Annotated in this window: 17 protein-coding genes and 1 riboswitch; of the genes, 3 read left to right on the top strand and 14 right to left on the bottom strand. The window is 38.2% G+C overall.

The genetic code is table 11. The annotated features are described in order from the left end of the window. Positions 1-53 precede the first annotated feature (53 nt). From ytvI to EQM06_RS10615, 9 genes are all read right to left on the bottom strand, one after another. Positions 54-1,133, bottom strand: coding sequence for a sporulation integral membrane protein YtvI (gene ytvI, locus EQM06_RS10580; RefSeq protein WP_128746406.1), 1,080 nt, complete (start codon positions 1,131-1,133; stop codon positions 54-56). Between the two features lie 18 nt (positions 1,134-1,151). Continuing rightward, the gene (locus tag EQM06_RS10585) at positions 1,152-2,060 is read right to left on the bottom strand and encodes a hypothetical protein (RefSeq protein WP_128746407.1); all 909 of its coding nucleotides are present in this window, start codon (positions 2,058-2,060) and stop codon (positions 1,152-1,154) included. Positions 2,061-2,156: 96 nt separating this feature from the next. Continuing rightward, a complete protein-coding gene (locus EQM06_RS10590) occupies positions 2,157-3,023 on the bottom strand; it encodes a patatin-like phospholipase family protein (protein WP_128746408.1) in 867 nt (288 codons plus the stop codon). Between the two features lie 242 nt (positions 3,024-3,265). Next, a complete protein-coding gene (locus EQM06_RS10595) occupies positions 3,266-4,990 on the bottom strand; it encodes a methyl-accepting chemotaxis protein (protein ID WP_128746409.1) in 1,725 nt (574 codons plus the stop codon). A gap of 39 nt (positions 4,991-5,029) precedes the next feature. After that, positions 5,030-5,114: riboswitch (cyclic di-GMP riboswitch) on the bottom strand. Between the two features lie 64 nt (positions 5,115-5,178). Beyond that, entirely contained in the window at positions 5,179-5,889 is a 711-nt protein-coding gene (mtnN, locus tag EQM06_RS10600; protein ID WP_128746410.1) for a 5'-methylthioadenosine/S-adenosylhomocysteine nucleosidase, read from the bottom strand. A 20-nt stretch (positions 5,890-5,909) separates the two neighbouring features. After that, the gene (locus tag EQM06_RS10605) at positions 5,910-6,794 is read right to left on the bottom strand and encodes a LysR family transcriptional regulator (RefSeq protein WP_164914436.1); all 885 of its coding nucleotides are present in this window, start codon (positions 6,792-6,794) and stop codon (positions 5,910-5,912) included. A gap of 540 nt (positions 6,795-7,334) precedes the next feature. Next, complete coding sequence (locus EQM06_RS13285) at positions 7,335-7,460, bottom strand: hypothetical protein (protein WP_269140034.1); 126 nt, start codon at positions 7,458-7,460, stop codon at positions 7,335-7,337. Between the two features lie 148 nt (positions 7,461-7,608). Beyond that, entirely contained in the window at positions 7,609-8,100 is a 492-nt protein-coding gene (locus EQM06_RS10610; RefSeq protein ID WP_128746412.1) for an HD domain-containing protein, read from the bottom strand. A 32-nt stretch (positions 8,101-8,132) separates the two neighbouring features. Then, complete coding sequence (locus EQM06_RS10615; protein WP_128746413.1) at positions 8,133-8,516, bottom strand: hypothetical protein; 384 nt, start codon at positions 8,514-8,516, stop codon at positions 8,133-8,135. A 398-nt stretch (positions 8,517-8,914) separates the two neighbouring features. Between EQM06_RS10615 and EQM06_RS10620 the strand changes: the two genes are divergently transcribed. From EQM06_RS10620 to EQM06_RS10630, 3 genes are all read left to right on the top strand, one after another. Then, positions 8,915-9,622 carry a hypothetical protein gene (locus EQM06_RS10620; RefSeq protein ID WP_128746414.1) on the top strand — a complete coding sequence of 236 codons (708 nt, stop codon included), beginning with the start codon at positions 8,915-8,917 and terminating at the stop codon, positions 9,620-9,622. 71 nt (positions 9,623-9,693) lie between these two features. Next, complete coding sequence (locus tag EQM06_RS10625) at positions 9,694-10,845, top strand: hypothetical protein (RefSeq protein WP_164914437.1); 1,152 nt, start codon at positions 9,694-9,696, stop codon at positions 10,843-10,845. 218 nt (positions 10,846-11,063) lie between these two features. Further along, positions 11,064-12,305, top strand: coding sequence for an IS256 family transposase (locus tag EQM06_RS10630; protein ID WP_128746416.1), 1,242 nt, complete (start codon positions 11,064-11,066; stop codon positions 12,303-12,305). Positions 12,306-12,611: 306 nt separating this feature from the next. On the opposite strand, the gene EQM06_RS10635 is transcribed toward EQM06_RS10630, so the two are convergent. From EQM06_RS10635 to guaA, 5 genes are all read right to left on the bottom strand, one after another. Further along, a complete protein-coding gene (locus EQM06_RS10635; protein ID WP_128746417.1) occupies positions 12,612-13,496 on the bottom strand; it encodes an NYN domain-containing protein in 885 nt (294 codons plus the stop codon). 372 nt (positions 13,497-13,868) lie between these two features. Continuing rightward, positions 13,869-14,417 carry a hypothetical protein gene (locus EQM06_RS10640; RefSeq protein ID WP_128746418.1) on the bottom strand — a complete coding sequence of 183 codons (549 nt, stop codon included), beginning with the start codon at positions 14,415-14,417 and terminating at the stop codon, positions 13,869-13,871. Positions 14,418-14,629: 212 nt separating this feature from the next. Continuing rightward, positions 14,630-15,124 carry a hypothetical protein gene (locus EQM06_RS10645; RefSeq protein ID WP_128746419.1) on the bottom strand — a complete coding sequence of 165 codons (495 nt, stop codon included), beginning with the start codon at positions 15,122-15,124 and terminating at the stop codon, positions 14,630-14,632. Then, positions 15,124-15,303 carry a hypothetical protein gene (locus EQM06_RS10650; protein ID WP_128746420.1) on the bottom strand — a complete coding sequence of 60 codons (180 nt, stop codon included), beginning with the start codon at positions 15,301-15,303 and terminating at the stop codon, positions 15,124-15,126. Before EQM06_RS10650 ends, EQM06_RS10645 begins: the two co-directional genes overlap by 1 nt. A gap of 397 nt (positions 15,304-15,700) precedes the next feature. Then, the gene (gene guaA / locus EQM06_RS10655; RefSeq protein ID WP_128746421.1) at positions 15,701-17,242 is read right to left on the bottom strand and encodes a glutamine-hydrolyzing GMP synthase; all 1,542 of its coding nucleotides are present in this window, start codon (positions 17,240-17,242) and stop codon (positions 15,701-15,703) included. Between the last annotated feature and the right edge of the window lie 84 nt (positions 17,243-17,326).

Here is a 17,326-nt window from a genome sequence, read left to right on the forward strand (position 1 = left end):
GATTTCTCCTTTTGAATTCACAGAGCAAGTGCAACAAATGTACGGGCTATTATTTATTTAAAAACGTTAATTGTACCGGCATCGTTCAAATGTTTAAGAAGCGACAGGGCGATCGGAAATCCGAACACGCCGATGACTCCAAATAAGTTTGCTCCAAGAAAGATGCAAAATAAGGTCACCACCGGATGCAACCCCAGCTGACTGCCAACGATCTTCGGTTCGATGATATTTCTGATAACGGTGATGAAAAGGTATAGTACCAGCAGGGACACAGCGGTCTGATAATCCCTCTGCAATAAATTAATAAGGACCCACGGAATCATAATTCCTCCGGTACCCAAAACCGGAAGGATATCAAATAAAGCAATGGTCAGGGCTATGATAATCGCATTATTCATTTGAATAAGAGAAAGTCCGATGGACAGCTCTATAAACGTAATGGACATGATGATCGCATAGGAACGAATCACTACGAACAGCGTGTTGACAATATACTTCTTTATGCTTAAAATAATTTCTCTTCCTTTGGGAGAGAATTGTCTTAACGTAAATCGGACCAGGATGTTGTAATCCATAGCAATAAAGAAGGTAGAAATAATCATAATCAAAATTTTAATAAAAAATCCCGGTAAAGACGAAGCAATATTAGAAATCATTCCGATTAAGGACAAAGACATTTCTGTCACATTGGCACCCAGGGAATTTACAAATTGGTCAAAGTCTGCATTAAACTTATCTATAAACGTAGGGGACAAGGCGTCGAGAGCGTCCTCTATCCCGTGAAAGCTGTTCAGTAAAAAGGGCTCCAGCTGATTTTCATAGAGGATCGGCAGCTGTGAAATAAGGGCGGTAACGGTCGCTATCAGTTTCACGCCAAGTAATGCAATCAACACGCCAATAGTACTGTAAAATACGAACACCAAAACAAGAGATACCCATTTAGTCGGTATCTTCGTAAACGCTGAAATACGTCTGGACGGTTTTTGCAGTAAAAAAGCAAATATAAAAGCAAAAAGAAACGGACTGACTAAATTAAAAAGATATTTCAGTGAAACATATACAATTAAAACAATTAGCAACGCATAAACTGCATTCACTATAAACGATTTTTTTTTGCTATATTGAGATTCCATCTAGTCCTCCAGTCAAGATCAACATGATGTTAATTTAAAACATAAGCTGCGGATATAATATTTTTTATTGTCCCGAAAAGGCCATATCCAACATTTTTTGTATGGTTCATACTGCTTTACCAATTCGTAGAGATGGTTATAACCCTGTCTGGCACCTGCTACGCCGCCGCCTTGCAGAAAAAACGCATCAATTTTATCGTATTCCTCCTGAGCAATCAGCCCGCCGATCATATCCTCATAAGCCAGCATTTGATTTCGCTCCGACAATTCCATCACATCAAAATAGGAAAACAGCCAGCCCCCTTCTTTCACCAGTGAAAGCAGACTCCGGTTATAATCCTCTGCTAAAATATTTGCAATCGGTGCGGCTTCCTGCATCAGCCTGTCAGTATATTCGGAATCAAAAGCGGCTATTTGTGTAAACGGAACAATCAGCTGGGAGTGAACAGCACCGGATATCACTAAAGAATATGGACGATTATCCAGCAGTTCACCCAGGCTGTCCTTCACCGAGCTCAGATGCTTCTTGACGAACTGCACCACGCTCTCCGGGTTTTCTTTTCTTTTGATTTTATCAAGGGTCTCCGTTACAAAATCTTCCCCATAAAATCCCGTGAATTCTATGTTTCCTTCCAATATAATTTTCTCTTTCTCCTGCCTGCTCAGCTGCTGCCGTTCTAAAGCTTTCTCCATACTGTTATAATCATAATCGACTAATGTTAAAGATTCCACATGCTTTAATAAACGCCGTAAATCTACATCCTCACAACGCCCTGCTCCTAAAATCACGGCGTCCTTTATACCGGCAGAAGAAAAAATCTGTTCGTTTAAAACGGAATGAAGCGTATTTCTGTGCTGTTCCCACCGCTTCCATCTTTCATGACAGCCTTCATCTGCATTATATTGCTCATAAATATTTAATATCATTTATTTTTCCTTTTACAACGAAAATCCTGTTTCTTATTATTTTACCATATCGATCAAATATTATAAACCTACTAATATATTGAAAGCCGGTGCTTTTTATATAACAAAGCTGTCATATTTTTGCACATTTAAGAACTCCTCTATTTTTTCTGCATCCCGGTATCCTTTTTGGTATAACTGATGCAACACAGCCTTATTCTTGGTCAGGGTATCTGCTCCTTCTATGTTATCCGGAGCGATAATCACCGCTTTTCCCTGAGCTTCCAGTTTTTTAGTCAGGAGAACACTCTCGTTGTATCGTTTCGCCCTCAGTGCCAAATTTTTCGCCGCTTCCGGATATTGATGCCGCAGCAGCCTTGCAAGCTTTTCATCTTTTCCGGGCGAACGGATGACATCCCGAGGCTTCGTGAGGATTACCACCACTTTATCACATCCGTCTGAAAAAGCCCTTCGGATCGGCACCGGATCTCCTAGTGCCCCGTCGAAGTAAAGGGTATCCTCAATCAAATACGGCTTGCAGACTACAGGAATGGAGGATGAGGCTTTCAGTATGCCATAATTGTTCTGACTCAAATCCGTCTTCTCAAAATACTTTATTTTTCCGCTGACGGCTTCTGAGGCAACCACCTTCATCTCGGCCGGATTCGTTATCAGCCCTTGATAATTCAGTGGATTCTCCCCGTTCTCATTACTAAGAGCCCCATATACATAGTCTAAATCTATATAAGATCCCTTTCTAATAAAATTATGCAGGCTCATATATTTTCTTCTGAATGGATATTCAAAATAAAATGCAAAATTACGTTTTCTCTGTCCTGCCAAAAAAGAGGCAATATTTGCACTTCCGGCAGAAACGCCTATGCAGTAATCAAATGTGATTTTTTTATCCATGCAATAATCAAACACGCCTGCTCCATAAATTCCTCTAAGTCCGCCTCCCACATCCACAATTCCCGTTTTCATTCGTACCTCCCACCTTTTCAGCCTTTTTGCATTTTCACAGGTCTGAATATTATCGTTCATTTCTTAGTATATATTTACAGTTTAATCCCGGCCTGCTAAAATTTCAACTCTTTGATTCCGCCTTGTTTAATCTTTTAGGAGTCCTTGTTCCCTGCCAAAATAACCTATTGCACATACCATTTATCTTTTTTGGTATACAAAAACTCGCTGAAGCTTGAACCTCAGCGAGCTCTTCTATCGGTCTATTTAAATTTGAAGTGCTGAATCAGTTCTTTCAGCATAGTGGCCTGAGCCGACATTTCTTCACTTGATGCGGCACTTTCCTCTGCAGTAGCGCTATTCATCTGAATTACCTCAGATACATGCGTCAGTCTGGAATTCACCTCTCCAATGGTCCTTTCCTGTAAAATAGCTGCATCTGCAATATGCTGGATGACTTCTGACGATTTTTCAGCGCTTGAAATAATATCGTTTAAGGAGTCCGCCGTTTCAGAAACAATGGACGTACCGTTGGAAATGGCATTCATAGAGTGTTCAATTAATTCAGAGGTATTCTTTGCACTCTCTGCCGATTTTCCTGCCAGATTCCGAACTTCATCTGCCACGACAGCAAAACCTTTACCGGCCTCTCCTGCACGAGCCGCCTCCACAGCAGCATTAAGTGCAAGAATATTCGTTTGGAACGCAATGTCGTCAATGGTCTTGATGATCTTCCCAATTTCGCTGGAAGCATAACTGATCTTATCCATGGCTTCTATCATTTTTTGCATCTGCTGTTTCCCCTGAACGGAGGCAATGCTGGAATCATCCGCAATTTTCTTAGCCTGCTCCGCATCATTAGAGGTTTGCTGAATATTAAGCGTCATATCATTTACAAAATCAGATAATTCTTCAATCGCTGCTGTTTGCTCCGTAGCACCCTGAGCCAGCGTTTGCGAACCGGCAGCCACCTGATCCGAGCCGCGCGCCACTTCATCCGAAGAAGTATTGATCTGGGCTAAAGTATTTGAAATATTCACGGAGAATTTATGAATGGAATCATTAATTCCTGACAAATCTCCCTGATAATCCGTCTTGGATTGTAAAATAAAGTTCCCATCGGAGAAATTCTTCATGGTGTCATCGATGTCGTGAAGAATTTCACTTAAATGATTAACCGTTTGCTTCGTTGCCAAGGATAATGTCTCTAATTCATCTCCGCTGGCTATGTCCGGAACCGGGGAATGCAGATCACCCTGTCCCAAAAGCTCCAAACGCTGGGTAATACTTTTTAACCGTCTTGTCATTTTTTCGGCAATAACAGTCATGGATACAATCGCAAGTGCGCCCATGGCCCCGCCGCATATAACAATACCGATCAAAGAAAGCCGTTTCGTCATCTGATAGTGGCTGATTGTTTTTTCTATATCTTCATAATAATTGCCGGTACTGATATACCAGCCATACGGCTCATATTCCTCCGTAAACGCACGCTTTAGGAAGCTGCCTTCTTTATCCGGTTTTGTGAAGTAAAACTCTGTAAAATCACCGCCCTTGTGATTACCGGCTTTAATCAGATTCTGAATAAAGTATGTCCCTTCCAAATCCTTTTCGTTAAATCTCTGCTTTCCTTCATAGGCTGGATTCATATGTACCATGCAGGTTCCGTCTGCCAAATCTGCCCAGAAATATCCGTCACCGCCGTTATATCTGGTATCCCTCACAATTTCTTTCGCCGCGTTCATTTCTTCATCATGTGTGATTTCGCCGTCCAAGTATCGCTGATGATTTACATCCAGAACACTGATTAGATTGTCAACACTGGTTTTTATCTCTACATCAAACTTTTGCTTCTCTGCTGCAATCGCCGAGTTATGGGCTTTCGTCAGTTCAACAAAAGATACCACTCCCTGTATAAAGACCATTATCAAAATCAGTAGTCCGAAAAAAAGTACGAGCTTTGTCTTAATGCTTGCTTTTTTTGTCATTGATGCGTTCCTTCTCCTTTGCTTAAGTTTTATTCAATTCGGAGATACGGCAGGTTGCATCACTGACTCCATACATATTAAGATGCCCACATAAAATATGTATTTCTTCGTTTCCTTATCTTCTTATCAGATATATTATCACGGAAACGGTTTTTTAGCAATATTTGGGTCTGTAATTTTCTGTCAAATTATAAATTATTTGTTGATATTTCTTGAAGCAGCTGTACAACAAACTCTTTTGAACGCTTGGCTGCTGTCAGAAAGTTGGCTTCACAATTGTCGACCCCGCTGTGCTCCTCCGTATCCGTTATAGACCGCACTGCAATAAAAGGGACCTTGTTTACATAGCAAGTATGCGCAACGGCTGCAGTTTCCATATCGGCACATAAGGGTGAAAATTGTTCATTGATTTCCTTTCGCTCTTTGTCCACCACAAATTTTTCACCTGTGGCCATCCGTCCAAAATGAATCTTCTGAGTAAAGGGATGTCCTTCTGCTGCTATTCTTGCTGCTTGAAGCAGTTTTTCATCCGCTTTAAAGTATGGGGTCTCCGCAGCCATAAACGGATATAGCTCTACTAAGTTTACCGGATTGACATCGTGGTAACAGATTTCCGTAGATACGGCGGTATCCAGCAATCCAACGTGCCGTGCCATACCGCCGGCTGTTCCTGAATTGATAAGGAATCGCACTTCATACATATCGATCATCATCTGCGCCGCAAGAGCTGCATTGACCTTACACACGCCGGATACTACAAAGACTGCCTGAGTGCCGGCTATGGTTCCCTCTAAAAAGGTCAGCCCCGCACTGCTCTTCCTTGTTTCTTCTTTAAAAGCCTCTTCATACGGCTTGAATTCTCCTTCACAAGGGCAAAGGATTCCGATTGGTCTACCCATAAGTTTATTCACTCCTTCCACTATGAATTATATTCCTCTGTGATCCATTCCTGCACATATGACACGAACTTTTGCGCTGAGGCCGTAAGCATTTTTTTATTTTTAACAACGATTCCTATATCCCTGTACGCCGGAATATCCAGTTTCTTAATCACAATTTTACGAGCCGTATCCTTTAACACCAACTCCGGCAGCACACTGATTCCCAGCCCATTGTCCACCATAGCCATTATCGCATAATCCTCTTTTTCAACAAAGCGGACGTTAGGTCTGATCTGATGGCTTTCAAATATATCTGAGATTCCATCATCCGCACTTTCATCCAATTTGATATACGGATATTCAGTAAGTGCGGAAACAGGCAGAAAGAGATGGTCTGCTAAATCATGATTGCTTGGCAGAATGGCCACAAAAGGATCTCTTCGGAGAAAAATTGCTTCCAATGGCTGTCTGGTGGGAATTTTGACAAAAGCGCAATCCACACGCCCGTTTATGACCCAGTCCTCCAAATCTTCATTATTGCTTCCATGCAGCAGTTCAAATTGAATCTTAGGGAAATCGGCATGGAATCTTTTTATAATACCCGGAAGCCATTGCGCCGACACACTGGTAAAGGTCCCTACCCGGACAAGACCGAATTCTAATCGGTGTATTTCATTGATTTTTTCAGATAAATTATGCTGTCCGTTGCATATGGTTTGAAAATACGGCAAAAGCTGCTGGCCGTCGGCAGTGATGCGAACTCCTGAACGATCCCGCATCATCAGCTTTAAATCACAGTCGCTTTCTAATGCATTCATCATATGACTTAATCCGGATTGGGTGTATCCCAAGGTTTCAGCAGCTTTTGTTAAGCTTCCCAACTCAATCGTTTTCAGAAAAGCCTCATATTGAGAAATGTTCATTACAATATCCCTCCCTTTCATGAATTTTTTTCATCAATGTGATGAAAAAGATGCGTTTTACTAATTTAGTAATTAGTATTATAGTTAAAACAGAAAGAGATAGCAAGAGCAAAAAAGCAATATGGTAAAACCTAAAAAGAAAAATCTGCAAGGAATAGTTCCGGCAGGAAATAAGAAAAATAATTTATATCACAGTTCATATTAAGAGAAAGAAAGGAAGATGAGTATGTATTGGTTCAGCGATTTAGATTTTCAGTATTCACATTTTAACACAGTAGGAAAAGCTCTTCAGCTTTTAACTGTAGTTGCGTTTATTGGTTCATTTTGTCTCGATTTGATTTAGAGCAATGGATGATTTACCGAAAAAGGTTCATGTTGCTTTATCTTTTCTAAGGCATTCAGCTATCTCTCAAATCATTTAAAAAAGGACTTCGCTTGTGAATAAGCCGCAGTCCTTTTTTACTTACTTGTAATCATATTTTGTAATATTATAGTGTTCCCTTCAAAGAAACGGAAATTCTACAATCCTTTTGTTGATTTTTATTTTTCATAAGCTAATAAAACAACATCCTTGCCTTCTTTTGTTTTGATCTGGTCTTGTATGCCGTTTAGCGTTTCAATATCTTTTGCTGTAATATCTGCAAAACTCATGCTTTTTGTATCCATATTTCTTTATCCTTTCATGATTCAAATGATAGGAATAGTTTGCCCTGTGGGTTTAAAAATATGTGGAGCCTTTCCTTGTGAAATTTTATTTTATTTGTAAAAATAAAACATTTTTAAATTTTTACCTAATGCTATGCGGGATCAAAATTTATCTGAGTCTATAGATGGATTTCAGTAAAGAAATGCCCGTCTCCGTTTTAAAAACATGCTCCATTACATTACGGATATTGGCTTCTAAATAATTACTTTCATCTGCATTTACGAGGTAGTCTGCTTCTATCAAAATCTGATAATCCATTCCCTCTATATTCCTTAAAGTGTGATGATGCCCAACCAAAAAGATTACGCGTTCAATAAATTCATCCGGATAGCCGGAATCCTTAAGAAACTCTTTGGCCAAAATTTCACCTTCCATTTCTTGATGCTGACCATCGGTATTCCCATACCTTTCACGGCACAGAGGACATGCAATATCATGCAGAATAGAAGCAGCTTCAAGGACGGCTTGTGTTTTGCTGTCCAGTTTTTCACATTCTCCAATGGTCTTTGCATAAGCATATACTTTCATAAAATGATTGATGTCATGAAGATTTCCATCGGAATATTTAATCATCTTTGTTACAATTTCTGAAATGTTCATATGTTAGTCCTCTCTATTCTTACTTTGCCATATCAATGCTCTATCAGGGTTCTCCAATTATCTAACTTTCCTTCCAATAGTAAGATCAGTACATCAATAGAGCGGCGTACATTAATTTTTCGAGCTTTAACTTCTTTGAATCCTGCAGTTATAATCCCCTGCCTGTCCGGTGATACTTCTGAAACAAATTGCTTCATCAGCTGATTGAATCTTTGTGACTCATTTTGAAACCTTCCGGCAGCAAAATCTTGCTGTGCCTGCGAAATGATTTTCTTTTTATATTCGGAATCGCTGATTTCTGTTTTCTTACTCGTGAAAACATAGTTATCATTAAAATCTGGTAATTTAATCCCGGCTATCGAACCAGTCCCCCAAAATCGGCGGAACTGTGTTGCCGTATCACTATGAACCTTCACTCCCTGCCCCCTTTTTTAATGAACTGCCGCCAAATACAACCGTTCCTATACACACTTTTATAATACATATATCGGCCACTGTTGCAAAAACAATACTACACGATTTACAGATTAACCCACCCGCCATGAAGCCCATTAATGGCAACGAGGTTCAAAATTTGAGTTTCGTATTGCTTGAATTTTAACTTGCAAAAGGAAACCAAAATACCATTATAGCAACATAATTATGTATATGGGACATATGGAGCAAATAAGTGTAAAAAATATAATGTACAAACCACATTTCAGGTGCCAAAAACCACATTTCACATGCCAATGGTTGAATAATAGAAAAAAATAATATAGACATGTATTGACAGGACTATTCTTAATATATTTATAAAAGGGGGAACATTAGTATGAGAACTAAAGATAGGATTTCTATTCGGTGTATGGTAATGATTTTGTGCGTTACGATCTGTTTCAGTATGATGGGAACAGAAGCTTTTGCAAGTAGTAATTCGGAGGAAAAATTACTAGATGATACTACAATATGCGATGAGGGACAAGTTTTTAGAGACCAGAATACAGTTGATGCTAATCCAGAAATTGTTTTTCAAAATAGAGCCGCATCAAAAAATACATGGAAGAACATTCGTAATCAGACAGACAAAGGAAATATCTTAATTACTAAAGATGATAACACTCCAGTTATTGATCATGGACATTGTGCATTGGTTTATAGTGCAGGGAATCAGACTGCCGAAATTTTTGGGAAGGGCTGCATCAGTGGCATATATGATTTTGAAGATACTACTTGGGCAAGTAAAAATAGAGTTCGGTTATACTATCCCGCTACTGCTAGTTATGACGAAAGAAAAGCTGCGGCAGATTATGCTGCAAAAAATCTAGTCGGTATGAAATATAGTGTGCTTGCAAGTGTCGGTGATAGTAAGTACCTAAATTGTGCTACACTTGTTTGGCGGTCATATAATCAACTAGGGCTTTTGTTAGGTTATAATTTTAAGGATAATAAACAAATAACATGTACTCCAAAAGCATTGGTTGAAGGTCCGGGCAATATGACAATTAAAATACAAAAGAATTGGCCAGGAACAGATTGGTAGATATTATAAAACCAGAATAGTCCTGTTAAATTAAGTATTTTTAAATGGTAAAAGTTAATAAAGGAATCAATATGATAAATTATAAATTTGTAAAACTGCTATTTGTATTTTTTATGATATTTTGCTTAGTGGGCTGCACAGCAAAAAAAGAAACCGACAATATCACCACCGAGGTGTTAATAAATAAAGGCTTTCCTAAGGATATAAATGTAACTTTATTTTATAAGCAATATAAGGATTTGATTGGAATACAAAGATCTGAAACCTATAATCTCAACAATAAAGGTCTTTCAAAAACAGAAATGCAGTATATACAGGGATGTTATAGTATTTTCCCTCAAAAATCATTAACAGCAATTTCAAATAATCTGGGCTATAAAGATGAAGATGCTTTAATACAAGCATTTGGGCAACCTTTTATTTATAAGAAATATGAATTAGGAGAAATATTTTTATTTGAAGGCGTTGTTGTGGGGAAAGATACTTTTACAGTTTTTCTAAATATAGATGGTAAAATCAAAACCGTTAAAATAAATCATCCCTCTGGTAATGCCGCAATCGGTATTTGCCATGAAAAAAATGATGTTTATGTGGTATCTTCCAGTGAAGATCAAACTGAAATAGTATTATATAAAATAGATATAAATAATTGTAATTTAAAAATGTATAATATTCCCGTATCAAATTTCGGCTTGAATCGAGTGCTTTTATATACAGATTCTAATTTAGTGCACAATAATATCTTGTATGTAATTCCTAAAACCATGGATGGATATACATCTTATATATTAATGTATAACTTAAAAGACAATATATGTAAGAAGATTCATAACAAAAATGGAGTTTCATCTAATATTTTTGATATGGGAGATAAGCTTCTAGTATTAAATCGGGGATACACAAAAGGGTCTTCCTCTATGGACAGTTTGTATATAGACTACTATGACTATGACCTCGGTTTCTTATGCTCCGAAGGTATTCCTTTTGAAAAAAATATGCAAATGGAGTTCATAATGAGAAACTTTTGCTATTACTATGACAACAAAATTATGGGAACAATTAATTCAATAGATGATAACCGAAAAAACTATGTTTTTATCTATGACATGAACAAAAAGCAGCTAATATATTTTTCTAAATTAATACAAAATGATGAAAAACTATTACTTAATGATGATTTATTTACGTATAAGAAAAATAATGATAGCTATCATATATTTTAACAGTAGAGTGAGATGCGACAAAAACTGGACGCCCTAAGTGCTCCGGAAGGAGGTCAATCCATATGTAGAACAAAATAGGTAGCTATGATTGCCTATTTACAGGGACGGGGGTGCGGAAGTCGCACGCCCTGAGAGACTGTAAATAATTTTGTGCTAATTAATTAAACAAACCTTCCAGGTTAATGTTAAAATAAATATTAATCTGGGAGGATTTTTTTATGGCAAGACAAAGAAAATTGACAGAGGAACGCAGAAGCTTAATTAATCAGCTTCTGTCTACCTACAAACCTGAAGATACGAATGATGTGCATTCAATGCTGAAAGATTTGCTAGGTGACACTCTACAAGGTATGCTTGAAGCAGAACTGGAGGATCAACTCGGCTATTCTAAGTACGATTACAAGAACAAAGAAACCGACAACCGCAGAAATGGTTTCAGCAAGAAAACGGTAACTTCCTCAATGGGAGGCATTTCTCTTGATATTCCAAGAGATCGTGACGGTGATTTCGAACCGCAGATTGTCAAAAAACATCAGACGGATGTCTCAAACATCGAAGATCAGGTGCTATCCATGTATGCCAAAGGGATGACCACAAGAGATATCACCGAGCATCTGCAAAGCGTTTATGGAGTAGATGCATCTGCATCTATGATATCAAAGATGACGGACAGAATTCTGCCCATAGCTAAGGAATGGCAGAACCGCCCCCTTTGCCGCAAATATGCAGTTGTCTTTATGGATGCCGTCCATTACAATGTCAGGCAGGACAATGCTGTCATTAAGAAGGCTGTTTACGTAGCTATCGGCATAAAGCTTGACGGAACCAAAGAAGTCATGGGGATGTGGATTGGTGGCAACGAAAGTGCTAAATACTGGCTGGGTGTTCTGAATGAAATCAAAAACCGAGGAACAGAGGATATTTTCATCGTTTCTGTCGATGGGTTGACTGGATTTACGGATGCCATACACGCTGTGTATCCATATGCGGAGATACAGCGCTGTATTGTTCATCAGATTCGCTATTCCACCAGGTTCGTCTCCTACAAGGATATCAAGCCTTTCATGGTGGATTTGAAGCTGGTCTATCAGGCTTCTACTGAAGAAATCGCGTTGCAGCAGCTAGAATCTCTGGATGATAAATGGGGCAAAAAATATCCGAGCACCATAAGTTCGTGGAGGAATAACTGGGCTGAGCTTTCGACCTATTTCAAGTATCCTTCAGAACTTCGAAAGCTAATCTATACGACAAATTCCATTGAGAATTTTAACCGACAACTCCGGAAGGTAACCAAGTCCAAAACAATCTTTCCGACAGATGATTCCCTGTTTAAAATGCTGTATCTTGCGATGAACGACATCACGGCAAAGTGGGTGGGCAGACCAAGAGACTGGACAAGGATTTTGGAGCAGCTCATCATCTATTTTGATGGCAGGATTTCATTATCTGACGTGGAATAAACCAGAAAATTAATAGAAGGCTGCCAGTTTTAATTGACAGCCTTAAAGTCATGTGCAAGAATATATTAAACTTAAATTATTCTAATTTTGTGCTGTTTAAATTACAGTCTAATATTTTACATTAACCTGGAAAAGCAGAAAGCACAAAATTATTTACACTACCCGCCCTGATAAACGCACAGATGCTCTCCACCAAAATATTTTCTTCCTGAATACCTTGCAACTGGTACTGTTGTTTGACCGTCAGCTGATTATTCGATGTGGTACTTCCCTGTATCCTCTTTATAATACATAGGATGGCTCTCTTTATTTTTTTCGTTTTTTAGCACTTATCTGTACCTTTTTTGTTGTTGGTTTCTTTACACTTGAATTGTCCGTCTTTATGGAAACCCACATGGCTCCTCCGGTATTCTTGGCATTTTTCGTATTGGTGCTTATTTCGATGAAATCAAATCTTTTTAGAAATTTAGATAGCTTTGCATCCCCATAATTCCTAACGTCAAAATCTGGATGTCTCTTTATTAGTTGTTGACCCAACTCACCCATGCCCATCACCTGACCATTATTCTCTGCTTCATTGATAATTTTTTTAATGGCAGACCGAATAGTAGATAAGTCCGTCATATTTTTCGACGGTTCACTTTTTCTCATTTTTTCATTGGAAGTTGGCACCAAACTTCTTTCCAAATCAACATCGCCAGACTTTCCACCTATTTCAGGCTTGTTATCCAGTTCAAGCTCTTTATCTTCTTCTGCCGCAGCCAGGACCTCCAAATATTTGAATTGGTTGCAGGAGGCGATAAAAGGTTTTGGCGTTTTTCTTTCGCCCATCCCAACCACCAACATACCGGATTCCCTCAGTCTCGAAGATAACTTTGTAAAATCGCTGTCACTTGATACGATGCAAAAACCTTCCACATTGCCTGAATACAAGATATCCATGGCATCGATGATCATGGCTGAATCCGTGGCATTCTTCCCCACGGTATAACCGTACTGTTGGATCGGCGTCACGGAATATTCCAGCAATATGTTTTTCCATGAGGCCGCAGTGGGACTTGTCCAATCCCCATATATCCTCTTATAGGTAGCCACACCGTAATTGGATATTTCATCTAAGATATATTTAATATATTTTGCCGAAACATTATCCGCGTCTATTAATACAGCAAATCGCTTTTCTTCAAGCATTTTTTCTCCTTTTTTCTCATTTAACTGCCTATGGGAAAAGTTTAAATGATTCATTCTATCATTCATAGTTTATTTTAAGGGCCTTTTCTCTATTTTGTATGTATTATCATAAAAAATGTATTCATTTCATCCTTTCATTCTCATCTCAGTTTAATAACTGCCTTTCCTGTTTATTTGTATAGAGCATAAGCATATCATATTTAAAAAGTTTTTATTTCCTTTCATCTAATTATATATTAATTCTATGGATTATCAAAGAAATTACATTTAAAAAATCCAAGTTTTTCTTGTCATCGCCGCAAAATACTGGTTTAATTATTTCACATTATGTTCTCTACTAGAAAACATACTCCGAACCATTTACCTTCAATTCTATTCTATCTCCACTTGAAACTTGCCTTCACAGTTGATTTTTTTCTTTGTTTCGTATATTGTTGAATTAATGTTTTGAAATAATAAATATACATCAGTATTGATTTTTACAGTTTGTTGACCTTCTCTTATATTTACAACATGTTTATTCTGCATTGTTTCTTTTGTTATTTGGCTAACTAATTTTCTTGTTGCATCAATTTGTTTTTCTGTATATTCATTATTTTGCGATTGCACTAAATATAAGAATTCTTTTTGATATAGCCGTTTAAATTTATGGTCTATTCTTTGATAGTGAAAATAAAAACGATTTTCAGATTCTATGTTTTTATATTTACAAAGTATATCTTTAAACTCATTAGATGTCATATCTTTATTTTCAACAAGTTCTTCATTCAAAGAAAGTAATGTGTCAGAAAAAGATATGATATAGTCTGTATATATAAATTTCTTTATTGAATATAATTCAAAGCTAGTATATATTACAGAAAATATTAATAGTATAATTAATACTTTTTTCCCTTTTTCGGATAATATTATATTTTTCATTTTCCAACCTCTCTTTTTTGCCCTTAAATGCATATTATTAATTTATATGTTTTACAAACATCTATTTATTTATATTCTGTGATATTTTAAGTTTATCTAATAAAAAATAATATAATGCGATTTCCACTCCCCTATGGCTAATACCTTAATTAACTGATCTTTATTTCGCACTTATTTTCATCTACCTCCAACTTTTCCTGCTACCCGTAGTTTTATTTTATTTTTATATAATGAGGTTTGATTTTTTCTAAAAAAGCAATGTCTCTTTCTTCTTCGATGCTTAATGCTGTCAAATCAACAAGCAGACCGCTTGCTTTTTCCAATTCATCCGAAATCACTTGTAAAGTGTTTTCTATTTCATCTGAGTACTTTCCATAGATAATTAATATATCTATATCGTTATGGGCAATACTGGGGTGTAGATTGACGATGACACTATTCTCTTCTGGCGATAGTTGCGATAGAAATGCCTGGCTTAAACAGTATTCATATACGAAAATCATTTTTTGTTTTTGTATGATGATTTCTCTTAGATTGCTATCCGTTAAGAACTTATAGCTGACATTTCTTGACCCAATATATTTTAACGCAAAATTGAGACTATCCAAGCGAACTTTTGGACTTCTAAAACATTTATAGTCATAGTACATTTGTCTTAATCTGGGGGTATCATCCAAAAAAGAAAGGAGTAGACTTTCCGTCTTCATTAATATAAATTTTCAAATGTATTATCTGCCGTTTTACAATATGGGTCAATGTGTGCTTTTTCAACCATGTCACCATTTTTACTAAATAACTCTTTTATACACGCCGGATTCATACACCTTCCCATTGATTCTGCATACAATCTTTTTTCAACATCCTTGTTTATATACCTACTACTCATCAAATGTTCTCCTTGCTTATGATTAATCTATAAATTTCGTGTTATTACTATAATACAAACTTTATATAATCATATATTTTAAGTATACTTTTCTTTTCTACTTTTTGTGACATAGCCGTTCTTTCTTTTTCGACATAATTAGACATTTTTTACTACTAACCTTGCTGATTTTACGTATGATTTGTGTGATTACTTAGTCGTATAGTTTGTATAATTGTAGCCTATCCATCTCTTCCAACCTTTTGTTTAGTAGTATTCCTTTTTGCACTACTTGACATTGTAAACACTTCTTTTCAACATAAAAAATAGTAGCTTAATCTGCATGTCACAGTAAGCTACTATTTTAGTATCTACAATTTATTCCACGTCTGTAAGTGTTGATTTTACTGACTTACAGTTATTCCATCTCAATCGTAGCTGGCGGTTTCCCCGTACAGTCATAAAACACTCGGTTCACTCCGGCCACTTCATTGACGATTCTGGTCGTCACCTTGCCCAGCACCTCCCACGGGATTTCTGCCGACTCTGCGGTCATGAAATCGGTCGTGGTTACTGCCCGGAGCACCACTGCGTAGTCATAGGTTCTAAAATCGCCCATTACGCCCACGGAACGCATATTCGTCAGTGCCGCAAAATACTGATTGACTTCCTTATCCAGTCCGGCATTGGCTATTTCCTCCCGCCAGATCGCATCCGCATCCTGAACGATTTTGACCTTTTCAGCGGTTACGTCTCCAATGATTCGAATACCCAGACCCGGACCCGGAAACGGCTGGCGATAAACTAAATAGTCTGGTATGCCAAGCTCCAGTCCCGCTTTTCGGACTTCGTCCTTAAACAGCATGCGAAGCGGCTCTACGATTTCCTTAAAGTCCACGTAGTCCGGAAGTCCGCCCACATTGTGGTGGGACTTGATCACAGCTGATTTTCCAAGACCGCTTTCAATCACATCCGGATAGATCGTACCCTGCACAAGAAAATCTACCGTTCCGATTTTCTTCGCTTCCTCTTCAAACACCCGAATAAACTCTTCACCGATGATCTTTCGCTTCTGTTCCGGTTCTTCTACGCCCGCAAGCTTCGCATAAAACCTTTCCTGCGCATTCACCCGGATGAAATTCAAGTCATAAGAACCTTCCGATCCGAATACGGCTTCCACTTCATCACCCTCATTCTTTCTAAGCAATCCGTGATCCACAAAAACGCAGGTCAGCTGTTTTCCTACAGCCTTCGAAAGCAGTACGGCAGCTACGGAAGAATCCACTCCGCCGGATAAGGCGCAAAGAACCTTACCGGTTCCCACCTTTTCCCGGATGGACTTTATGGTATCCTCTACGAAAGAATCCATCTTCCAGTCACCCTTACAACCGCACACGCCCTTTACAAAAGCTTCCAGCATCTTGGTGCCCTCCTGTGTGTGATTGACCTCCGGATGATGCTGCATGGCATAAAAGCCTTTTTCCGGGTTTTCCATAGCAGCAATCGGGCATACAGGCGTAGACGCCACAACCTTAAATCCTTCCGGCGCCTTGGAAATGTAATCCGTATGGCTCATCCATACGACCGTTTTTTCTGAAACATCCTTGAGCAGAACAGAATCCTTATTTACTGTCAGCTCCGTTCTTCCATATTCCGAGACCGGTGCGGTCTCCACCTTTCCGCCCAACTGATGGGCAAGAAGCTGTGCTCCGTAGCAAAGGCCTAAAATAGGAATCCCCATCTGATAAAGCTCCTCCGGGCATTGCGGAGAGTCCTCTCCATAAACGCTGTTGGGACCTCCCGTAAAAATAATTCCCTTTGGATTCAAGGCCTTTATTTTTTCAAGGCTCACCGTATAAGGATGAACCTCACAGTATACATTGCACTCTCTCACTCTTCTTGCAATTAACTGATTATATTGACCTCCAAAGTCTAATACGATAATCGTTTCCTGTTGCATGTTTTCCCTCTTTCTACATTCTGAAACCTTACATTTTCATATTTCTGAAACAGATATGGGCACAGAGCCCCTCTATTTTATCGT

The sequence above is a fragment of the Aminipila luticellarii genome (genome assembly GCF_004103735.1).
Classification (GTDB): Bacteria; Bacillota; Clostridia; order Peptostreptococcales; family Anaerovoracaceae; genus Aminipila; species Aminipila luticellarii.